The 17088-nt window shown below is 73.0% G+C and carries 16 protein-coding genes; 13 read left to right on the top strand and 3 right to left on the bottom strand.

Features of this window, described 5'->3' with window-relative positions:
- Positions 1-76 precede the first annotated feature (76 nt).
- Both AB0E91_RS05800 and AB0E91_RS05795 read right to left on the bottom strand, forming a co-directional pair.
- On the bottom strand, positions 77-718 hold the full coding sequence (locus AB0E91_RS05800) for a TetR/AcrR family transcriptional regulator (RefSeq protein WP_161183683.1): 642 nt from the start codon (positions 716-718) through the stop codon (positions 77-79).
- Positions 719-909: 191 nt separating this feature from the next.
- The gene (locus AB0E91_RS05795; protein ID WP_361775754.1) at positions 910-1140 is read right to left on the bottom strand and encodes a hypothetical protein; all 231 of its coding nucleotides are present in this window, start codon (positions 1138-1140) and stop codon (positions 910-912) included.
- 231 nt (positions 1141-1371) lie between these two features.
- On the opposite strand from AB0E91_RS05795, the gene AB0E91_RS05790 reads away from it, so the two are divergent.
- From AB0E91_RS05790 to moeZ, 12 genes are all read left to right on the top strand, one after another.
- A complete protein-coding gene (locus AB0E91_RS05790; protein WP_361775751.1) occupies positions 1372-2385 on the top strand; it encodes an alpha/beta hydrolase in 1014 nt (337 codons plus the stop codon).
- A gap of 317 nt (positions 2386-2702) precedes the next feature.
- The gene (locus AB0E91_RS05785; RefSeq protein WP_361775748.1) at positions 2703-3935 is read left to right on the top strand and encodes a DUF3152 domain-containing protein; all 1233 of its coding nucleotides are present in this window, start codon (positions 2703-2705) and stop codon (positions 3933-3935) included.
- Positions 3936-3991: 56 nt separating this feature from the next.
- Positions 3992-4087, top strand: a complete 96-nt coding sequence (locus AB0E91_RS05780) for an Ms4533A family Cys-rich leader peptide (protein WP_018544361.1) — start codon at positions 3992-3994, stop codon at positions 4085-4087.
- A 184-nt stretch (positions 4088-4271) separates the two neighbouring features.
- Positions 4272-5984, top strand: coding sequence for an ABC transporter substrate-binding protein (locus AB0E91_RS05775; RefSeq protein ID WP_361775744.1), 1713 nt, complete (start codon positions 4272-4274; stop codon positions 5982-5984).
- Between the two features lie 4 nt (positions 5985-5988).
- A complete protein-coding gene (locus AB0E91_RS05770; protein WP_361775741.1) occupies positions 5989-7053 on the top strand; it encodes an ABC transporter permease in 1065 nt (354 codons plus the stop codon).
- A complete protein-coding gene (locus tag AB0E91_RS05765) occupies positions 7050-8048 on the top strand; it encodes an ABC transporter permease (protein ID WP_361775738.1) in 999 nt (332 codons plus the stop codon). Before AB0E91_RS05770 ends, AB0E91_RS05765 begins: the two co-directional genes overlap by 4 nt.
- Positions 8045-9655 carry an ABC transporter ATP-binding protein gene (locus AB0E91_RS05760; protein WP_361775735.1) on the top strand — a complete coding sequence of 537 codons (1611 nt, stop codon included), beginning with the start codon at positions 8045-8047 and terminating at the stop codon, positions 9653-9655. The genes AB0E91_RS05765 and AB0E91_RS05760 overlap by 4 nt, the downstream gene beginning before the upstream one ends.
- Positions 9656-9872: 217 nt before the next feature.
- Complete coding sequence (locus AB0E91_RS05755) at positions 9873-11555, top strand: DUF3492 domain-containing protein (RefSeq protein WP_361775732.1); 1683 nt, start codon at positions 9873-9875, stop codon at positions 11553-11555.
- Entirely contained in the window at positions 11552-12808 is a 1257-nt protein-coding gene (locus AB0E91_RS05750) for a hypothetical protein (protein WP_361775729.1), read from the top strand. The genes AB0E91_RS05755 and AB0E91_RS05750 overlap by 4 nt, the downstream gene beginning before the upstream one ends.
- Before the next feature lie 208 nt (positions 12809-13016).
- Positions 13017-13976 carry an NAD-dependent epimerase/dehydratase family protein gene (locus tag AB0E91_RS05745; RefSeq protein WP_161181492.1) on the top strand — a complete coding sequence of 320 codons (960 nt, stop codon included), beginning with the start codon at positions 13017-13019 and terminating at the stop codon, positions 13974-13976.
- 86 nt (positions 13977-14062) lie between these two features.
- The gene (locus AB0E91_RS05740; RefSeq protein WP_361777301.1) at positions 14063-14797 is read left to right on the top strand and encodes a spherulation-specific family 4 protein; all 735 of its coding nucleotides are present in this window, start codon (positions 14063-14065) and stop codon (positions 14795-14797) included.
- 63 nt (positions 14798-14860) lie between these two features.
- The gene (gene moeZ / locus AB0E91_RS05735; protein WP_361775726.1) at positions 14861-16039 is read left to right on the top strand and encodes an adenylyltransferase/sulfurtransferase MoeZ; all 1179 of its coding nucleotides are present in this window, start codon (positions 14861-14863) and stop codon (positions 16037-16039) included.
- Positions 16040-16110: 71 nt separating this feature from the next.
- On the opposite strand, the gene AB0E91_RS05730 is transcribed toward moeZ, so the two are convergent.
- Positions 16111-16332, bottom strand: coding sequence for a hypothetical protein (locus tag AB0E91_RS05730; protein WP_361775723.1), 222 nt, complete (start codon positions 16330-16332; stop codon positions 16111-16113).
- A gap of 121 nt (positions 16333-16453) precedes the next feature.
- On the opposite strand from AB0E91_RS05730, the gene AB0E91_RS05725 reads away from it, so the two are divergent.
- Entirely contained in the window at positions 16454-17086 is a 633-nt protein-coding gene (locus tag AB0E91_RS05725; protein WP_361775720.1) for a DUF3887 domain-containing protein, read from the top strand.
- The last annotated feature ends 2 nt before the right edge of the window (positions 17087-17088 follow it).

Genomic DNA, 17088 nt, shown 5'->3' with positions numbered 1-17088 from the left:
ACACATTAGCCCGGTGAGGGGACGAGTACGCTGCGCGCCCGCACGCCGTCAGCGAACAGGGCGCGCCGGAGCCGTCTCAGTGGTGGTCGGTGCCGTGCAGCGGGAAGCCCGCGATGCCCCGCCACGCCAGCGACGCCAGCAGCTGCACCGCCTGGTCGCGCGGCACGCTGCGGTCGCTGTGCAGCCAGGAGCGCGCGACGACCTGGGCGAGTCCGCCGAGCCCGGAGGCGAGCAGCATGGACTCCGCGCGCGAGAGGCCGGTGTCCTCGGCGATGACCTCGCAGATCGCCTCGGCGCACTCGGTGGTCACCTTGTCGACGCGCTCGCGCACGGCGGGCTCGTTCGTCAGGTCCGACTCGAAGACCAGGCGGAAGGCGCCGCCGTCGTCCTCGATGTAGGCGAAGTAGGCGTCCATGGTCGCCCGGACGCGCTGCTTGTTGTCCGTGGTCGAGGCCAGCGCGGTGCGCACGGCGTGGATCAGGGCCTCGCAGTGCTGGTCGAGCAGTGCCAGGTACAGGTCGAGCTTGCCGGGGAAGTGCTGGTACAGCACCGGCTTGCTCACTCCGGCGCGCTCGGCGATGTCGTCCATCGCCGCCGCGTGATAGCCCTGCGCGACGAACACCTCCTGGGCCGCGCCCAGGAGCTGGTTCCGCCGGGCGCGGCGCGGCAGACGGGTGCCGCGCGGGCGTGCCGCCTCTGTTTGCTCGATGGCTGTCACGCCGCCTCCCAAGGTCGTCCTCATGCGGTACGGGCCGCGCGGCCATCGTACTTTTCGGTAATCGTGGCGTGCGCGGTGCGAGCGCAGAATTTCACGTACCGGACGGCGGGCGGAAGGCGCGGGGCGCGGCGCTGTGCGCCGGTCGGGGTGCGAAGGGGCTCCGGCGCGGTCCGGGCGGGCATCCGGTGAGGTCAGCGGTAGTCGTCCTCGTCGAGGGTGACCACGCGCGCCTGTTCGATCAGATCGGCCTCGCTGCCCTTGGCCGGGTCCACGTCGGTCAGGGGCTCGTCCTGGTTCCGCGCGAGGTCGGCCTGCTGGTCGGCGGCGACGTTCTCCGGCTCCTCGACGCCGAGCTCCTCGACCGCCCCGCCCGCGGTCTCCAGCTCCTCGATCGCGTCCGGCTCGGTGGGGTCGTAGGCCATGGCGGGCTCCCTTCCTGAGGACGTCGGCTTCCTGAGAGCGTCGGTCGAAGCGGCACCGGGGCTTGTGGGGGCCGCCGCGCGCGGCTTCCCGCTGTACGAGCCTAGGAGACAGCTCGACGGGACGCCATGCCATGCGCCCGCCGCACGGCGGACCTCGCCTGTGAACGCCGGGACGGATGCTGTGACGGCGAACACATGAATCGCGGTGTGATCGTCTCGTAACATTGCCGCATGTCTTCGACCGAGTCGCCGTCGCTCCCGGCCGCCAGCGTCCTGCCGAGGGTCGCGCCCGTACGGGTCGGCGAGGGCGAGCGGATGCGGTCGGTGGGGCTGCCGGGCGTCACGCTCTCGGTCCGCTCCCGGCCCGCCGCGCGCGAGGGGCTGCCGCCCGCGCTGTACGTCCACGGGCTCGGCGGGTCCTCGCAGAACTGGTCGCAGCTGATGGCCGAGCTGGACGGTCTCGTGGACGGCGAGGCGGTCGACCTGCCCGGCTTCGGCGACTCCCCGCCGCCGGACGACGGCGACTACTCCGTCACCGGGCACGCGCGCGCCGTCATCCGCTACCTGGACGCCGCCGGACGCGGTCCGGTCCACCTCTTCGGCAACTCCCTGGGCGGCGCGGTCTCCACGCGGGTGGCGGCCGTACGCCCCGATCTGGTGCGCACCCTCACCCTGGTCTCCCCGGCCCTGCCCGAACTGCGCATCCAGCGCAGCGCCGCGCCCACCGGACTGCTCGGCGTGCCGGGCGTGGCCGCGCTCTTCAACCGGCTCACCCGCGAGTGGACGGCCGAGCAACGGGTGCGCGGCGTCATGGCGCTCTGCTACGGCGACCCCACGCGCGTGTCGCCCGAGGCGTTCCAGTACGCGGTCGAGGAGCTGGAACGGCGGCTGCGGCTGCCGTACTTCTGGGACGCGATGGCCCGCTCCGCGCGCGGCATCGTCAACGCGTACACGCTCGGCGGCCAGCAGGGGCTGTGGCGCCAGGCCGAACGCGTCCTCGCGCCCACGCTGCTGGTCTACGGCGGCCGTGATCAGCTCGTAGGCTTCCGTATGGCCGCCAAGGCCGCCCGCGCCTTCCGCGACTCCCGTCTGCTGACCCTGCCGGACGCCGGGCACGTGGCGATGATGGAATATCCGGAGGTCGTCGCGACCGCCTTCCGTGAACTCCTCGACGAGCGAGGCGGATTGGCCGCGAACGACGTGAACTCCGGCGCGCACGAAGCCGGTTCGAATACAGAGAGCTGAGGTCAGGGGTGGGACGTCACAGCCGCCGGGGCCCGACCCCGAGGGACACGACCGCCCCTGCGCCGACGCAGCGGGCCGAGGACACGGCAGGCGGCCCCGGCGGCCGGATTCCTGGCGCCCGGAACGGGTGGGGCGACTTCACGGGGCCGCAGACGCCGGGCTCTCCGGCCGCGGGTGGCCTGGGCTCGGGGCACCTGGGTGGCGCCGACCATCCCGGCGGGCCGCACCTGGGCGCACCACACATGGGTGGCCCCCACACGTCTGCTCCGCACACGGGCGCGTCGCACACAGGTGCCGGCCCCACAGGTACCGGCCCCATGGGTGGCGCCCACAGCTCATCCCCCACCCCGGACGGTGCCCCGACCTACGGCACCGGCTCCATGGCCGGGGCCGCGTCGCAGCGGGGCGCCGGGCGCGGGCCCGGTGGGCCGGCCTCCCGGGGCGGGCCGCCGTTCGGGGACGGGCAGGCCCGGGGCGGTCACCCCGAGGTGCGGGAAGAGGGCGGCGGCTGGGGCGCGTTCGCGCCGCCCGGGCGGGACGGGGCCGGTGCGGCTCCGGGCTCGCGGCGGCCGTTTCCCCGGCAGCGGCGGGCCGAGCCCGTACCGGACACGGCACCGGCCGGAGGGTCCGGGCGGGGGCCCCGGCAGGACTATCTGGACGCCTTCGAGGCGGAGTCGGCGGCGGGCGCCCCGCGCGTCACCGCGCCCGTCGAGCCGGTCGGCGTGGACACCGAGCCGTTCGAGCTGCCCGTGCGGCAGCGCGGTACCAAGGGGCGTACGTTCACCGGCGTCGCGGCGGCGGCCGTGACCACCGTGCTCGCGGTCGTGGTCGCCGGACAGGTGGCCGACGGCCGGGCGGACGGGCAGTCGCGGACCACCGCCGAGGGCACCGGTGAGGCCAGGACGGCGGCGCAGGCCGCCCCGTCGGCCGGTGCGAGCGCCGTCCCGCTGACGTACGAGCAGAAGATGGGCCGCCTCTATCCGCTGGGCGCGACGTTCAAGGGCCCGGGGAAGTTCGACGCCGTGCCCGGTTCCGCCAAGGCGCCCGGTACCGGCCAGAAGCTGACCTACCGCGTCGACGTGGAGCAGGGACTCGGCCTCGACGGCGCCCTCTTCGCCGACGCCGTGCAGAAGACGCTCAACGACGACCGCAGCTGGTCCCACGACGGCGCCCGCACCTTCGAGCGCGTCTCCTCCGGCAAGCCGGACTTCGTGATCACGCTCGCCAGCCCCGGCACCACCGCCTTCTGGTGCGCCAAGTCGGGCCTGGACACCACGGAGGACAACGTCTCCTGCGACTCGGCGGCCACCGAGCGCGTGATGATCAACGCGTACCGCTGGGCGCAGGGCAGTGTGACCTACGGCGACACCAAGATCCACGCCTACCGGCAGATGCTGATCAACCACGAGGTCGGCCACCGGCTCGGCCACGGCCATGTCACGTGCGAGAAGGACGGCCAACTCGCGCCGGTCATGCAGCAGCAGACCAAGTTCCTCGACCACGACGGAATCCACTGCCTGCCCAACCCCTGGCCTTATCCAAGGAGTTGACTCCCGCCGCTTATGTCACATTGACATGAGTCGCAAGTTCGTTCATATTTCTGCGCATGTGGTCCCGTCCCGCCGTCTGCCGTAGCGCCGCCATCGAGCTGGCGCTCATCGGCGTGACCGCGCTCTGCGTGGCCGACATTCACTGTCGCTGACGCCGCCGCTTCGGCGTTCGCGTCGGGATATCCCTTTCCTCCCTGTTTGCCGCCCCTTTGGGCCGCACGCCTCTCGACGACTGACGCCGGGGCCGACATCTGTCCGCAGCTGTCTCACTCCTCGTCCACATGTCTCACCCTTCGGGAATTTCCCGAGGGGCTCCCCGAGAGGTCGTCTATTCCGATGCGTCAACCGTCCCTCATAGCGCGCCGCGTGGCAGCGGCATCCGTCGGCCTGGTCGTGGCAGCGGGCGCCGCCGCCTGCGGTCCGAAGGACAACGATGCCAAGGGCGCCGGCGGCGACTCCACGCCCCACAAGGGCGGCACCCTCACCGTGCTGAACTCCCAGCCCCAGTCGGACTTCGACCCCGCCCGGCTCTACACCTCCGGCGGCGGCAACGTCCCCTCGCTGGTCTTCCGCACCCTGACCACGCGCAACCGCGAGAACGGCGCGGCGGGTGCCAAGGTGGTCCCCGACCTCGCCACCGACACCGGGCGTCCCAACAAGGACGCGACCGTGTGGACGTACACCCTGAAGCCGGGCCTGAAGTACGAGGACGGCACGCCGATCACCTCGGCGGACATCAAGTACGGCATCGAGCGCTCCTTTGCCCCCGAACTCTCCGGCGGCGCCCCCTACTTGCGCGACTGGCTGACCGGCGCCGCCAAGTACCAGGGCCCGTACAAGGACAAGAAGGGCCTCTCCGCGATCGAGACGCCCGACGCGCGGACCATCGTCTTCCATCTCAACAAGCCCGAGGGCGAGTTCCCCTACCTGGCCACCCAGACGCAGTTCGCGCCGGTGCCCCAGGCCAAGGACAAGGGCACCAAGTACGAGGAGCACCCGGTCTCCTCCGGCCCGTACCGCGTCGTGCGCAACGACAACGACGGCGAGCACGTGGTGCTGGAGCGCAACCCGCACTGGAGCGGTGACGACGAGCGCAAGGCGTACCCCGACAGGATCGACGTGCGCTCCGGGCTCGACTCCTCCGTCATCAACCAGCGGCTCTCCTCCTCCCAGGGCGCGGACGCCGCCGCCGTCACCACCGACACCAACCTCGGGCCGGCCGAACTCGCCCGCGTCAGCGGCGACAAGAAGCTCGCCGACCGCGTCGGCACCGGCCACTTCGGCTACACGAACTACATCGCCTTCAACCCGAAGGTGAAGCCATTCGACAACCCCAAGGTGCGCGAGGCGATCGCGTACGCCGTGGACCGCTCCTCGGTGGTCAACGCGGCCGGCGGCTCCGCGCTCGCCGAGCCCGCCACCACCTTCCTGCCGGACCAGAAGTCCTTCGGCTACACCCCGTACGACCCGTTCCCGGCCGGCAAGTCGGGCAACGCGGCCAAGGCCAAGGAGCTGCTGAAGGAGGCGGGTTACGCGAAGGGCCTGACCGTCACCCTCACCCACTCCAACGACAAGAACTTCGAGACCAGCCCGGAGATCGCCACCGCGCTCCAGGACGCGCTGAAGAAGGCGGGCATCACCGTCAAGCTCCAGGGCCTGGAGGACAACGACTACCGGGACAAGATCCACGGCGTGAAGACCGAGCCCGGCTTCTTCCTCGCGCACTGGGGTGCCGACTGGCCCTCCGGCGGTCCCTTCCTCGCCCCGATCTTCGACGGCCGTCAGATTGTCGAGGACGGCGCCAACTTCAACACCGGTCTGCTGAACGACAAGTCGGTCAACGACGAGATCGACGCCATCAACAAGCTGACCGACCTGAACGCCGCCGCCGTGCGGTGGGGCGCGCTCGACAAGAAGATCGGCGCGCAGGCCCTGACCGTCCCGCTGTTCCACCCCGTCTACAAGCGCCTGTACGGCTCGGACGTCAGGAACATCGTGATCAGCGACTGGACCGGCGTGCTCGACATCTCCCAGGTCGCGGTGAAGTGACCCCGTGAGTGACGCTCTTGTCGCCGTCGAGGCCGCCGGGACGGACCCCTCCGTCCCGGCGGCCTCGGGGGCCCGTCTGTTCTGGCGACGGCTGCGCACCCGGCGGGCCGCCCTGGCCGCCGCGGCCGTCGTCGCCCTGCTCGTCCTGATCGCGCTCGCCGCGCCCCTGCTCACCGCGCTGGAGGGCCAGGACCCGACCACCTACCACCCCGCGCTCGTCGACTCCGCGCGCGGCGGCGTGCCCGTCGGACCGCTCGGCGGGATCAGCGCCGAGCACTGGTTCGGGGTCGAACCGCAGACCGGCCGCGACCTGTTCGCGCGCATGGTCTACGGCGCCCGCGTCTCGCTCGGCGTCGCCCTCGCGGCCACCGTCGTCCAGGTCGCCGTCGGCGTGACCATCGGTGTCGCCGCCGCCCTGGGCAACCGCTGGCTCGACCAACTCCTCAGCCGCGTCACGGACATCATCGTCTCCCTGCCGCTGATGATCATGGCGCTCGCGCTGCTGGCCATCGTGCCCACGAGCTTCCCGCGTCCGATCCTGGTTGCCTTCGTGATCGGTCTGATCGCATGGGGCAACCTCGCCAAGATCGTGCGCGCGCAGACCCTCACGCTCAAGGGGCTCGACTACGTCGCCGCCGCCCGGCTCAGCGGCTGGGGCGCCGTCAGCGTCGCCCGCCGCGAGCTGCTGCCCGGCCTCGCCGCGCCCGTGATGACCTACGCCGCGCTGCTCGTGCCCAGCAACATCTCCGTCGAGGCCGCCCTGTCCTTCCTCGGCGTCGGCGTGAAGCCGCCCACGCCCTCCTGGGGGCAGATGATCACCTCGGCCGACATCTGGTACCAGTCCGCGCCGCAGTACCTGCTCTTCCCGGCCGGTGCCCTCTTCGTCACCGTGCTCGCCCTCACCGTCCTCGGCGACGGCGTGCGCACGGCCCTGGACCCGCGCGCCGCGTCCCGGCTGCGGATCGGCACGGGCCGCTCGGGCAGCTTGCGCCGCTCGGGCCGCTCGGGTGAGAAGGCGGCCGCGGAGAAGACCGCCACGAAGAACGTGACCAAGGAGGCCGGCCAGTGAACGGCTTCGGCGGATTCCTGCTGCGCCGCGCGGTGGGCATGGCCATCACCCTGCTCGCCGTCTCGGTCCTCGTCTACGTGGTCTTCTACGCCACCCCCGGCAACGTCGCCCAGATCACCTGCGGCCCGCGCTGCTCCCCGGAACAGGTGCGCCAGGTCGCCGACCAGCTCCACCTCGGTGACCCGCTCTACCTGCGCTACTGGCACTTCCTGGAAGGCATCCTCGTCGGCCAGGACTACTCCACCGGCACCTCGATCGAGCACTGCTCCGCGCCCTGCCTCGGCCTGTCGTACCAGACCGACCAGCAGGTGCTGGACGTCATCCTGACCCGCCTTCCGGTCAGCCTCTCGCTGGTCGCCGGGGCCATGGTGCTGTGGCTGCTCATCGGCGTCGGCACGGGCGTGCTCTCCGCCTGGCGGCGCGGGCGGCTGACCGAGCGGGTGCTGACCGCGCTCACCCTCGCGGGCTGGGCCACCCCGGTCTTCGTGCTCGGCCTGGTCCTGGTGATCGTCGTCTGCGGCGAACTCCAGCTGCTGCCCTTCCCGCAGTACGTGAACCTCACCGACGACCCCGAGCAGTGGGCCTGGGGCCTGCTGCTGCCCTGGCTGTCCTTCGCCCTGATCGAGTCGGCGCCCTTCGCCCGCCTCACCCGCTCGGCGATGCTGGAGACCCTCGCCGAGGACCACATCCGCACCTTCCGCGCCTACGGCGTGAGCGAGCGGGCCATCATCGGACGGCACGCCCTGCGCGGCGCGCTCGCCCCGGTCATCGCGCTCAACGCGAACAACCTCGGCTCGGGCATCGGCGGCGCGGTCCTCACCGAGACGCTGTTCGGGCTGCCAGGCATCGGCCAGGAACTAGTGCGGGCGGTCAAGGTGGTGGACCTGCCGGTGGTCGTGGGCATGGTCCTGGTCGTCGCCTTCTTCGTGATCGTCGCCAATGCCGTCGCGGACGTCCTGTACGCCGTGGCCGACCGACGGGTGGTCATCGCATGAGTGATCAGCGCACGAGCCTGGTCGAAGTCACCGACCTCGCCGTCGACTTCGGCGGCCTGAAGGCCGTGGACGGACTCTCCTTCAGCCTGGAGGCCGGGGCCGCGCTGGCCCTCGTCGGCGAGTCCGGCTCCGGCAAGTCCACCGTCGCGGGCGCCCTGTTGGGCCTGCACCGGGGGACCGGGGCCGAGGTCACCGGCGCGGTCCGGGTCGCCGGGACCGACGTACAGGCCGCCACGGACGAGGAGTTGCGGCGGCTGCGCGGGGCCAGGGCCGCCATGGTCTTCCAGGACCCGCTGTCCTCGCTCGACCCGTACTACGCGGTCGGCGACCAGATCGCCGAGGTCTACCGCGTCCACACCCGCGCCTCCCGGCGGGCCGCCCGCGCACAGGCCGTCGAGGTCCTCGACCGCGTCGGCATCCCGGACGCGGTACGGCGCTCCCGCTCGCGCCCGCACGAGTTCAGCGGCGGTATGCGTCAGCGCGCCCTGATCGCCATGGCGCTCGCCTGCGAACCCGAGCTGCTCATCGCGGACGAGCCGACCACCGCCCTCGACGTCACCGTGCAGGCCCAGATCCTGGACCTGCTGCACACCCTGCGCGAGGAGACCGGCATGGGTCTGCTCCTCGTCACGCACGACGTGGGCGTGGCCGCCGAGAGTGTGGACGACGTGCTGGTGATGCGGCACGGCAGGGCCGTCGAACGCGGGCCGGTCGCCGAGGTGTTGCGCGCACCGGTCGAGCCGTACACCCGTGAACTCCTGTCCTCCGTACCGAGGTTGGACGTGCGCCGCGCGGTGCCCGTGGAGGGGCCCGGCGACGTCGTCCTGGAGGCGAGCGGGCTGAGGCGCCAATTCGGGCGCGGGAAGCGGGCGTTCACGGCCGTGGACGACGTGTCGCTGACCCTGCGCCGGGGCGAGACCCTCGGCATCGTGGGCGAGAGCGGCAGCGGCAAGACCACGCTCGGCCGGATGCTGGTCGGGCTCCTGGAGCCGACCGCCGGGACGATCACGTACCAGGGGCGCCCGCACACCGGCGTCGACCCCTCCGTGCAGATGGTCTTCCAGGACCCCGCCTCCTCCCTCAACCCCCGCCGCACGGTGGGCGAGTCGATCGCCGACCCGCTGCGCGCGAAGGGGGAGCGGGACGAGACCCGCATCCGCGAACGCGTGACCGGACTCCTGGAGCGGGTCGGTCTGGACGCGTCCCAACGCGACCGCTACCCGCACGAGTTCAGCGGCGGCCAGCGTCAGCGCGTCGGCATCGCCCGCGCGCTCGCGGCCGACCCGCGCGTCCTCGTCTGCGACGAGCCGGTCTCCGCGCTCGACGTGACCACCCAGGCCCAAGTGGTGGCGCTGCTGGATGAGTTGCGCCGCGAACTCGGTCTCGCGCTGGTGTTCGTCGCGCACGACCTCGCCGTGGTCCGCCAGGTCAGCGACCGGGTCGCGGTCATGCGCCGGGGCCGGATCGTCGAAGCGGGCCCGGCCGACGAGGTCTACGACAGCCCGAGCGACCCGTACACCCGTGAACTCCTGGCCGCCGTACCGGCCCTGGACCCGGAGCTGGCCGCCGAGCGGCGCGCGGCCCGGCGGGAGCCCGCGGCCGCCTGACCCGGACGCGCGGGGGCGCGACCGGCGCGGCGGGGCTCGGCACCTGTCTTAGCGCGTCGGAACGCGCCCCGCACGCGAAAGTTACGACCGTTCACCCCTTTTGGTGGCGCGATGGACAACCGTCCGTCGCGCCACCGCCTTGTCCGCATACGTTCGTCCCGCTGCGAGCCGCCGGGAGGACGGCGGCTCCCACACACGGGAGATCGGGGGTGCACGCGTGCGCATCGGACTGCTTACGGAGGGTGGCTATCCGTATGTGAGCGGTGACGCCGGGATCTGGTGCGACCGGCTCGTGCGCGGGCTCGGGCAGCACGAGTTCGACGTCTACGCGCTCAGCCGGGACCACGACCAGGAGCGGGCGGGCTGGGTCACGCTTCCGCCGCAGGTCCACCGGGTGCGCACGGCCCCGCTGTGGACTACCGAAGACGAAGGACCCGCCCTCGGCCGGCGCGCCCGCAGGCGCCTCGCCGAGTCCTACGGCGACCTCCTCGCGGCGATCTGGGCCGAGCCCGGTGCCGGTCCGGCACCCGCCGCCGAAGAGCTGGCGGACCGTTTCGGCAACGCGCTGTACAGCCTGGCCGAACTCGCCCGCGAGGAAGGCCCGCTGACCGGAGCGCTCCGCTCCGAGACCGCCGTACGCGCCCTGGAGCGTGCCTGTCGCGCACCCGGCGCACCGCGCACCGCCCGCGAGGCCCGCGTGCCCGACCTGCTCACGGTCACCGACCACCTGGAGCGCGCCCTGCGCCCGCTCTCCCTCGGCTGGTACGGCGACGACGCCCTCACCGCTGCCGACCTCTGCCACGCCACCTCCGGCGGCACCGCGGCCCTGCCCGGACTGCTCGCCCGGCACTTCTCCGGCGTGCCCCTGCTCGTCACCGAGTACGGCGTCCAGCTGCGCTCGCGCTACCTCGCTCTCGGCCCCGACGCGGCCGCCCCCGCCGTCCGCGCGCTGCTCGCCGCCTTCCACGGCAGGCTGGCCGCCGAGGTCTACCGCCGGGCCGAGATCCTCACCCCGGGCAACGCCCACGCCCGCCGCTGGCAGGAGCGCTGCGGTGCCGACCGGGCCCGGATCAGGACCGTCCACCCGGGCATGGACGCGGCCCGCTTCGCCGAGGTCGGTGAGGGGCCCGACCGGTCCGACCCCGGCACGCTGGTGTGGGTCGGGCGGATCGAGCCCGCCAAGGACCTCATCTCCCTGCTGCACGCCTTCGCCGAGATCCGCCGGGAGGAGCCCGCCGCACGCCTGCGGATCGTGGGCGTGCCGGTGGACGCCGAGGGCGAGGCGTACCTCGGCCACTGCCGGGCGCTCGCGGCCCAGCTCTTCCCCGACGAGGCGGAGGGCGTGCACGAGGTCGGGGACAACCCCGTCTCCTTCGAGGAGATCGGCGGCCCCGAGGCGCCGAGCCTCGCGGAGGCGTACGCGTCGGGGGCCGTCGTGGTCCTCTCCAGCGTGGTCGAGGGCTTCCCGGTCAGCCTGGCCGAGGCCATGTTCTGCGGCCGGGCCACCGTCTCCACCGACGTGGGCGCGGTGGTGGAGGTCATCGGGGGCACCGGGCTCGTCGTACCGCCGCGCAACCCCCGCGCGCTCGCGGAGGCGTGCGTGACGCTGCTGCGCGACCCCGAGCGGCGGGCACGCCTGGGAGCCGCCGCGCGGGCCCGCGCGGTCGAACTGCTCGGCGTCGAACAGAACATCACGGCATTTCACGGCATTTACCTGGAGATCGTCTCGCACTGTCCGGTCAGCCGCGACGACACCGGTGAGCCGCTGCCCTTCGCCACCCCGGCCGAGATCCACGCCCCCGGCCGTCTGACGGCGCCCACGGCCCGTCCGGTCCCGGCCTGGGCCGACCCCGACCCGTCCCGCCCGGTGGCGGCGACGGCAGGGAAGGGGACGCGATGAGCGGCGGCGCGGGCAGAACGGCGGGGGAGCGGGGCGGTACGACGATGAGCGCGCGCGTGGCCGGGGAGGCCGGGGAGACCCCGGCGGGGTCCGACGGCACGGGACCGGCCGCCCCCGAGGCACCGGAGGTGTCGTCGCGCCCCGCCGCCCGTCGGCGCGGCACCGCCGACCCCGTCAAGGCCCTGCTGCACCAGCACCGGGACCTGTGCGAGCGGGCCGTCGACGCGCTGGAGATCGCGGCGGGCCTGGAGGCGCACGGCGTCACCGACCGCACCGCCGCCCGCTTCCGGCACCGGGACGTCTTCTCGCTCGCCGAGGAGCTGTACGCCCGCGTCCCCCGCGAGGACGAGCCGCAGCCCCCGGCGGACCCCGGCCCCGGCCCCCGGGTCCGTACCGACTGGGTCCTGCTCACGCTGCTGCCCGGCACGCTCGCCGCCGCGGCCGCCGCCGGGCTGCTCCTCACCCACGGCCAGGCCCGACTGCTCGTCGGACTCGGCGCCCTGCTCCTCGTCGGCGGCGCCGTCGCCGCAGCCCTGCGCCGGGGCCCGCTCGCCACCCGGCCCGGCACGGCCGTACGGCAGCCCGCGCTCGGCACCCGCGTCTCGGTCCTCTGTCTGCTCGCCCACGCCCTCCTCGGCGACGGCTTCCTGGCCGCCGTGATCAGCGGCGGCCCCGACAGCGCGCCGACGCTCGCCCCGGACGGCCCCTGGCCGGTGGCCCTCGCGCCCACCCTGGCCCTGCTGCTGTCCTGCGCCCCGGCCGCCTGGTGCGCCCACCTCCTCGCGGCCGCCGCCCACCGCAGGCTCGCGGGCAGCCGGGGCCTGGAGGACTTCACCGCCGCCGCCCGGCCCCTGCTCCTCGGCGCCCTCGCGCTGTACCTGGCCGCGCTCGCCGCCCTGCTGGCCGTCTCCGCCGCCGTACTGCGCGAACCCCCGGCTTTTCCGCAGGCCCTCGCGCTCGGTGCGCTGCTGCTGCTCGCCCGGCTGCTCACCGCGTACCACCACCGGCACGCGCCCGCCGTGGTGCTCGGCTCGGCCGCGATCGCCGAGCTGGCGGCTCCGGCCCTGGTGTCGACCGGCCGGCTGCCCGGCTGCGGTTTCGCCGCCGTCCCCGTCCAGCGGCTCGTGGACGCCTGGGGACCGGCCGCCGTACCCGTCCTCGTCTGCGGCGCCGCCGCCGTGGCCCTGCTGGTCCACGCGCTGCGCACCCTCACCCGCGCCTCGGCCCACGCCCCCACCGGAGCGGCCGAGTGAACCCCCCACCGCCCTCCCCGACCGGTCCCGCCGCAGCCCGTACGGGGCGCGCCGGCACCCGGCGGACGGCGCCAGGCCCCGCGCAGGGGCCGACCCCGCCCCTCAGACCCCGCGAAGGAGAACACCTGATGACCACCTCCCGACACGGAACGCCCGGAGCGTCCGGGTCCGTGGGAGCTGCCACACCGCGCACCCCGGGAGCCGCCCGATGAGGGTCCTGCTGATCGGAGCCAACGGATACATCGGCCGCTTCGTCGCCGACCGGCTGCTCGCCGACCCCGCCGTCCAGCTCACCGCGCTGGGCCGGGGCGACGACGCCGACGTCCGCTTCGACCTCGCCACCGGCAGCCCCGGCGCGCTCACCCGGTTCCTGGACGCCGTCCACCCCGGAGTCGTCGTCAACTGCGCGGGTGCCACCAGGGGCGGCGCCCGCGAGCTGACCCGGCACAACACGGTCGCCGTGGCCACCGTCTGCGAGGCACTGCGGCGCAGCGGCTGCGGGGCCCGGCTGGTGCAGATCGGCTGCGGCTCCGAGTACGGTCCCAGCCAGCCCGGTTCCTCCACGGCCGAGGACGCCGTACCCCGCCCCGGCGGACCGTACGGCGTCAGCAAGCTCGCCGCGACCGAACTGGTCCTCGGCTCGGGACTCGACGCCGTCGTACTGCGGGTGTTCTCGCCCGCGGGGCCGGGTACCCCGGCGGGTTCCCCGCTGGGCAGGCTCGCCGAGGCCATGCGCCGCGCCATGCAGGCCGGCGACGGTGAGCTGAAGCTCGGCGGTCTGGGCGTCCAGCGCGACTTCGTGGATGTACGCGATGTCGCGCGCGCGGTGCACGCCGCCTCGCTCTCCGCCGCGCAGGGCGTCATCAACATCGGCTCGGGCCGCGCGGTCCGGCTGCGCGACGCCGCCGCCGTGCTCGCCCGGGTCGCCGGATACGGCGGCTCCCTGCACGAACTCGACGCCCCGCCCGGCCCGTTGCGCGGTCCCCTCGGGCATCCGCGCGGCGACGTCGACCACGCGGCGCCGGTCGCCTTCCCCTACCCGGACGGCTGCGGCAGCTGGCAGCAGGCCGATGTCCGCACGGCACGCGACCGGCTCGGCTGGCGGCCGCGGATCAACCTGGAGGAGTCGCTGGCCGACATCTGGATGGAGGCGGCGTGCCGAATCTGACGGGTGGCGGCGGTGGGCCGGATCTGGCGGGTGGCGGTGGCCCGTCGAGTGGGGGCGGCCCGTCGGGTGGTGGCGGGCCGGATCTGATGCGGGCCGGGGGCGCCGGAAGCACCGCGGTGCGTACCGGCCTCGGGATCTACGACTTCGCCCACCCCCTGATCGCCCCGTCCCAGTGGGCGGAACTCACCCGGCCCGGCACACCCCTGGACTGGGTCGTGCTCAACGTGGCGGCAGGTCCCGGTGTCTGCCCCGACCCGCACTGCCTGGAGGCGTCGGGGCGGCTGCGCAACGGCGGGGTCCGCGTCCTCGGCCATCTCGACCTGGCACACGGCACGTGCTCCCTGGCCGATCTGCTCGGCGACGCGCAGCGCCACCTCGACTGGTACCAGGTGGACGGCTTCCTCCTCGAGCGCTGCCCGGCCGACCGCGCCGCGCTCCCGGAGGTCCGCCGCCTGGTCACCACCCTGCGGGCGCTGCGCGACGGCGCGTACGTCGTGCTCGGCCACGGCTGCCATCCGCACCCGGGGTACGCGGAGAACGCCGACCAGCTGGTGACCTTCCGGGGCCCCTGGACCGAGTACCGCTGGTCGCAGGTCGCGGAGTGGACGGCGGACTACCCGGCCGACCGCTTCTGCCACGTCGTGCACGGTGTGCCGCGCGGCCATCTGGAGGAGGCGCTGCGCATCGCCCGCTGGCAGGGCGCGGGCACGGTCTACCTCACCGACCGCACCGACCGGGGCGGCCAGGAGAACCCCTGGGAGACCATGCCCGGCCACTGGGACGACATCGTCTCGCAGGTCGGAACGGGTGTCTCGGAATGAAGAAACGCGTGGCAGTGTTACGGGAAGAACAACCGTAGTGAACGACCGACCAACGGAGTCCCCGTGTCGCTGCCACCCCTGGTCGAGCCCGCCGCCGAGCTCACCGTAGACGAGGTCCGCCGGTACTCCCGCCACCTGATCATCCCGGACGTCGGGATGGACGGGCAGAAGCGGCTGAAGAACGCCAAGGTGCTCTGCGTGGGTGCCGGCGGCCTGGGCTCGCCCGCGCTGATGTACCTGGCGGCGGCGGGTGTCGGCACGCTCGGCATCGTGGAGTTCGACGAGGTCGACGAGTCGAACCTCCAGCGCCAGATCATCCACAGCCAGGCCGACATCGGCCGCTCCAAGGCCGAGTCCGCGCGGGACACGGTCAAGGGCATCAACCCGTACGTGAACGTGGTCCTGCACGAGGAGCGGCTCGAGGCCGAGAACGTGCTGGAGATCTTCGGTCAGTACGACCTGATCGTGGACGGCACGGACAACTTCGCCACGCGCTACCTCGTCAACGACGCGTGCGTGCTGCTGAACAAGCCGTACGTCTGGGGCTCGATCTACCGCTTCGACGGCCAGGCGTCCGTCTTCTGGTCCGAGTACGGCCCCTGCTACCGCTGCCTCTACCCGGAGCCCCCGCCGCCCGGCATGGTCCCCTCCTGCGCCGAGGGCGGCGTGCTCGGCGTGCTCTGCGCGTCGATCGGCTCCATCCAGGTCAACGAGGCGATCAAGCTGCTCGCGGGCATCGGCGACCCGCTGGTCGGCCGCCTCATGATCTACGACGCCCTGGAGATGCAGTACCGCCAGGTCAAGGTCCGCAAGGACCCCAACTGCGCGGTCTGTGGCGAGAACCCGACCGTCACGGAGCTCATCGACTACGAGGCCTTCTGCGGCGTCGTCTCCGAGGAGGCCCAGGAGGCCGCCACCGGCTCCACGATCACTCCCAAGCAGCTCAAGGAGTGGATCGACGACGGCGAGAACATCGAGATCATCGACGTCCGCGAGCCGAACGAGTACGAGATCGTCTCCATCCCTGGCGCCAAGCTGATCCCCAAGAACGAGTTCCTGATGGGCTCGGCCCTCGAGTCCCTCCCGCACGACAAGCGCATCGTCCTGCACTGCAAGACGGGCGTCCGCAGCGCGGAGGTCCTGGCGGTGCTGAAGTCGGCGGGCTTCGCCGACGCGGTGCACGTGGGTGGCGGCGTGATCGGGTGGGTGCACCAGATCGAGCCGGAGAAGCCGGTGTACTGAGTTTTTCGCTTGAGGGAGAGGCCCACGGCGCCGCATTTGTGCGGGCGCGGTGGGCCTCTGTCGTTCTGTCGTCAGTGCCGCTGTTGCTTCTTGCGCAGCCCTCCGGCGCAGGCGACGGCAAGGAGGAAGCTGCCGCCCGCCGCCATGGGGAGAGAGGACGCGAGGGGCTCCAGGGGCGGATGCTCCAGGAAGGTCCGGTCGACCGCGACGCCGGCCAGGGCGGCGGTCAGCGTGACCGCCCACAGGACCGGGACCTGCAACCACGCGCTCCGGGCACTCAGCCAAGTGATCATGGGGCCACGGTGCGCCCGAGGTGGCGCGGTCCACAAGTGTGCGGTGCGTAAAGGTTCCTTGACGCACATGGCTGTAAAGGTTTCCTTGACGCATCGAGCCGCGTAAAGGCATCCTTTACGCGTGGCCGATGATTCCTCGAAGAGCCTCGCTTCCCTGAGCGCCCTGCTGGCGGAGCACGCCGCCGCGCTGGCCGGGGCGATGGGCAGTCCGCTGACCGCTCCCGCGTATCTGGACCTGGTCCGCCGGTCCCGGGACGTGGACGGCCTGGCGGAACAGGTGCTGAAGCTGTGCGTCCAGCAGTGCCGGGACGCGGGCCACACCTGGCAGGAGATCGGTGACCTGCTGGGCGTCACCCGCCAGGCCGCCTTCCAGCGGTTCGGCAAACCCATTGATCCCCGAACGGGAGAACCCATGGACAAGACGGTGCGCATGACCGACGCGGCGGAACGCGCGACCGAGATCGTGCGGGACGTCCTGGAGAACCGCATGGACGAAGCGCGGCGCTCCTTCAACTCCCAGGTCCTCGAAGCCTTCACCGACGAGGTCCGAGGCAACGCCCTCGCCACCATCGCCGGCCTGGTCGGCGCCTTCGAGGGTTTCGCCGACACCGCCCCCTTCGTCCGCCGCATCGGCGACCACACGGTCGTCGACGTCCCCCTGCGCTACGAGGCGGGAGACATGAAGGCGCGGGTCGCCTTCGACGCGGACGAGAAGGTGGCGGGTCTGTTCATTCTGCAGGCCGAGGTGCCGTAAGC

This window comes from Streptomyces sp. NPDC026659, from assembly GCF_040638245.1.
In the GTDB taxonomy this organism is placed as follows: Bacteria; Actinomycetota; Actinomycetes; order Streptomycetales; family Streptomycetaceae; genus Streptomyces.
Note: the sequence above shows the minus strand (reverse complement) of the source record. Positions and strands in the feature narration are given on the sequence as shown.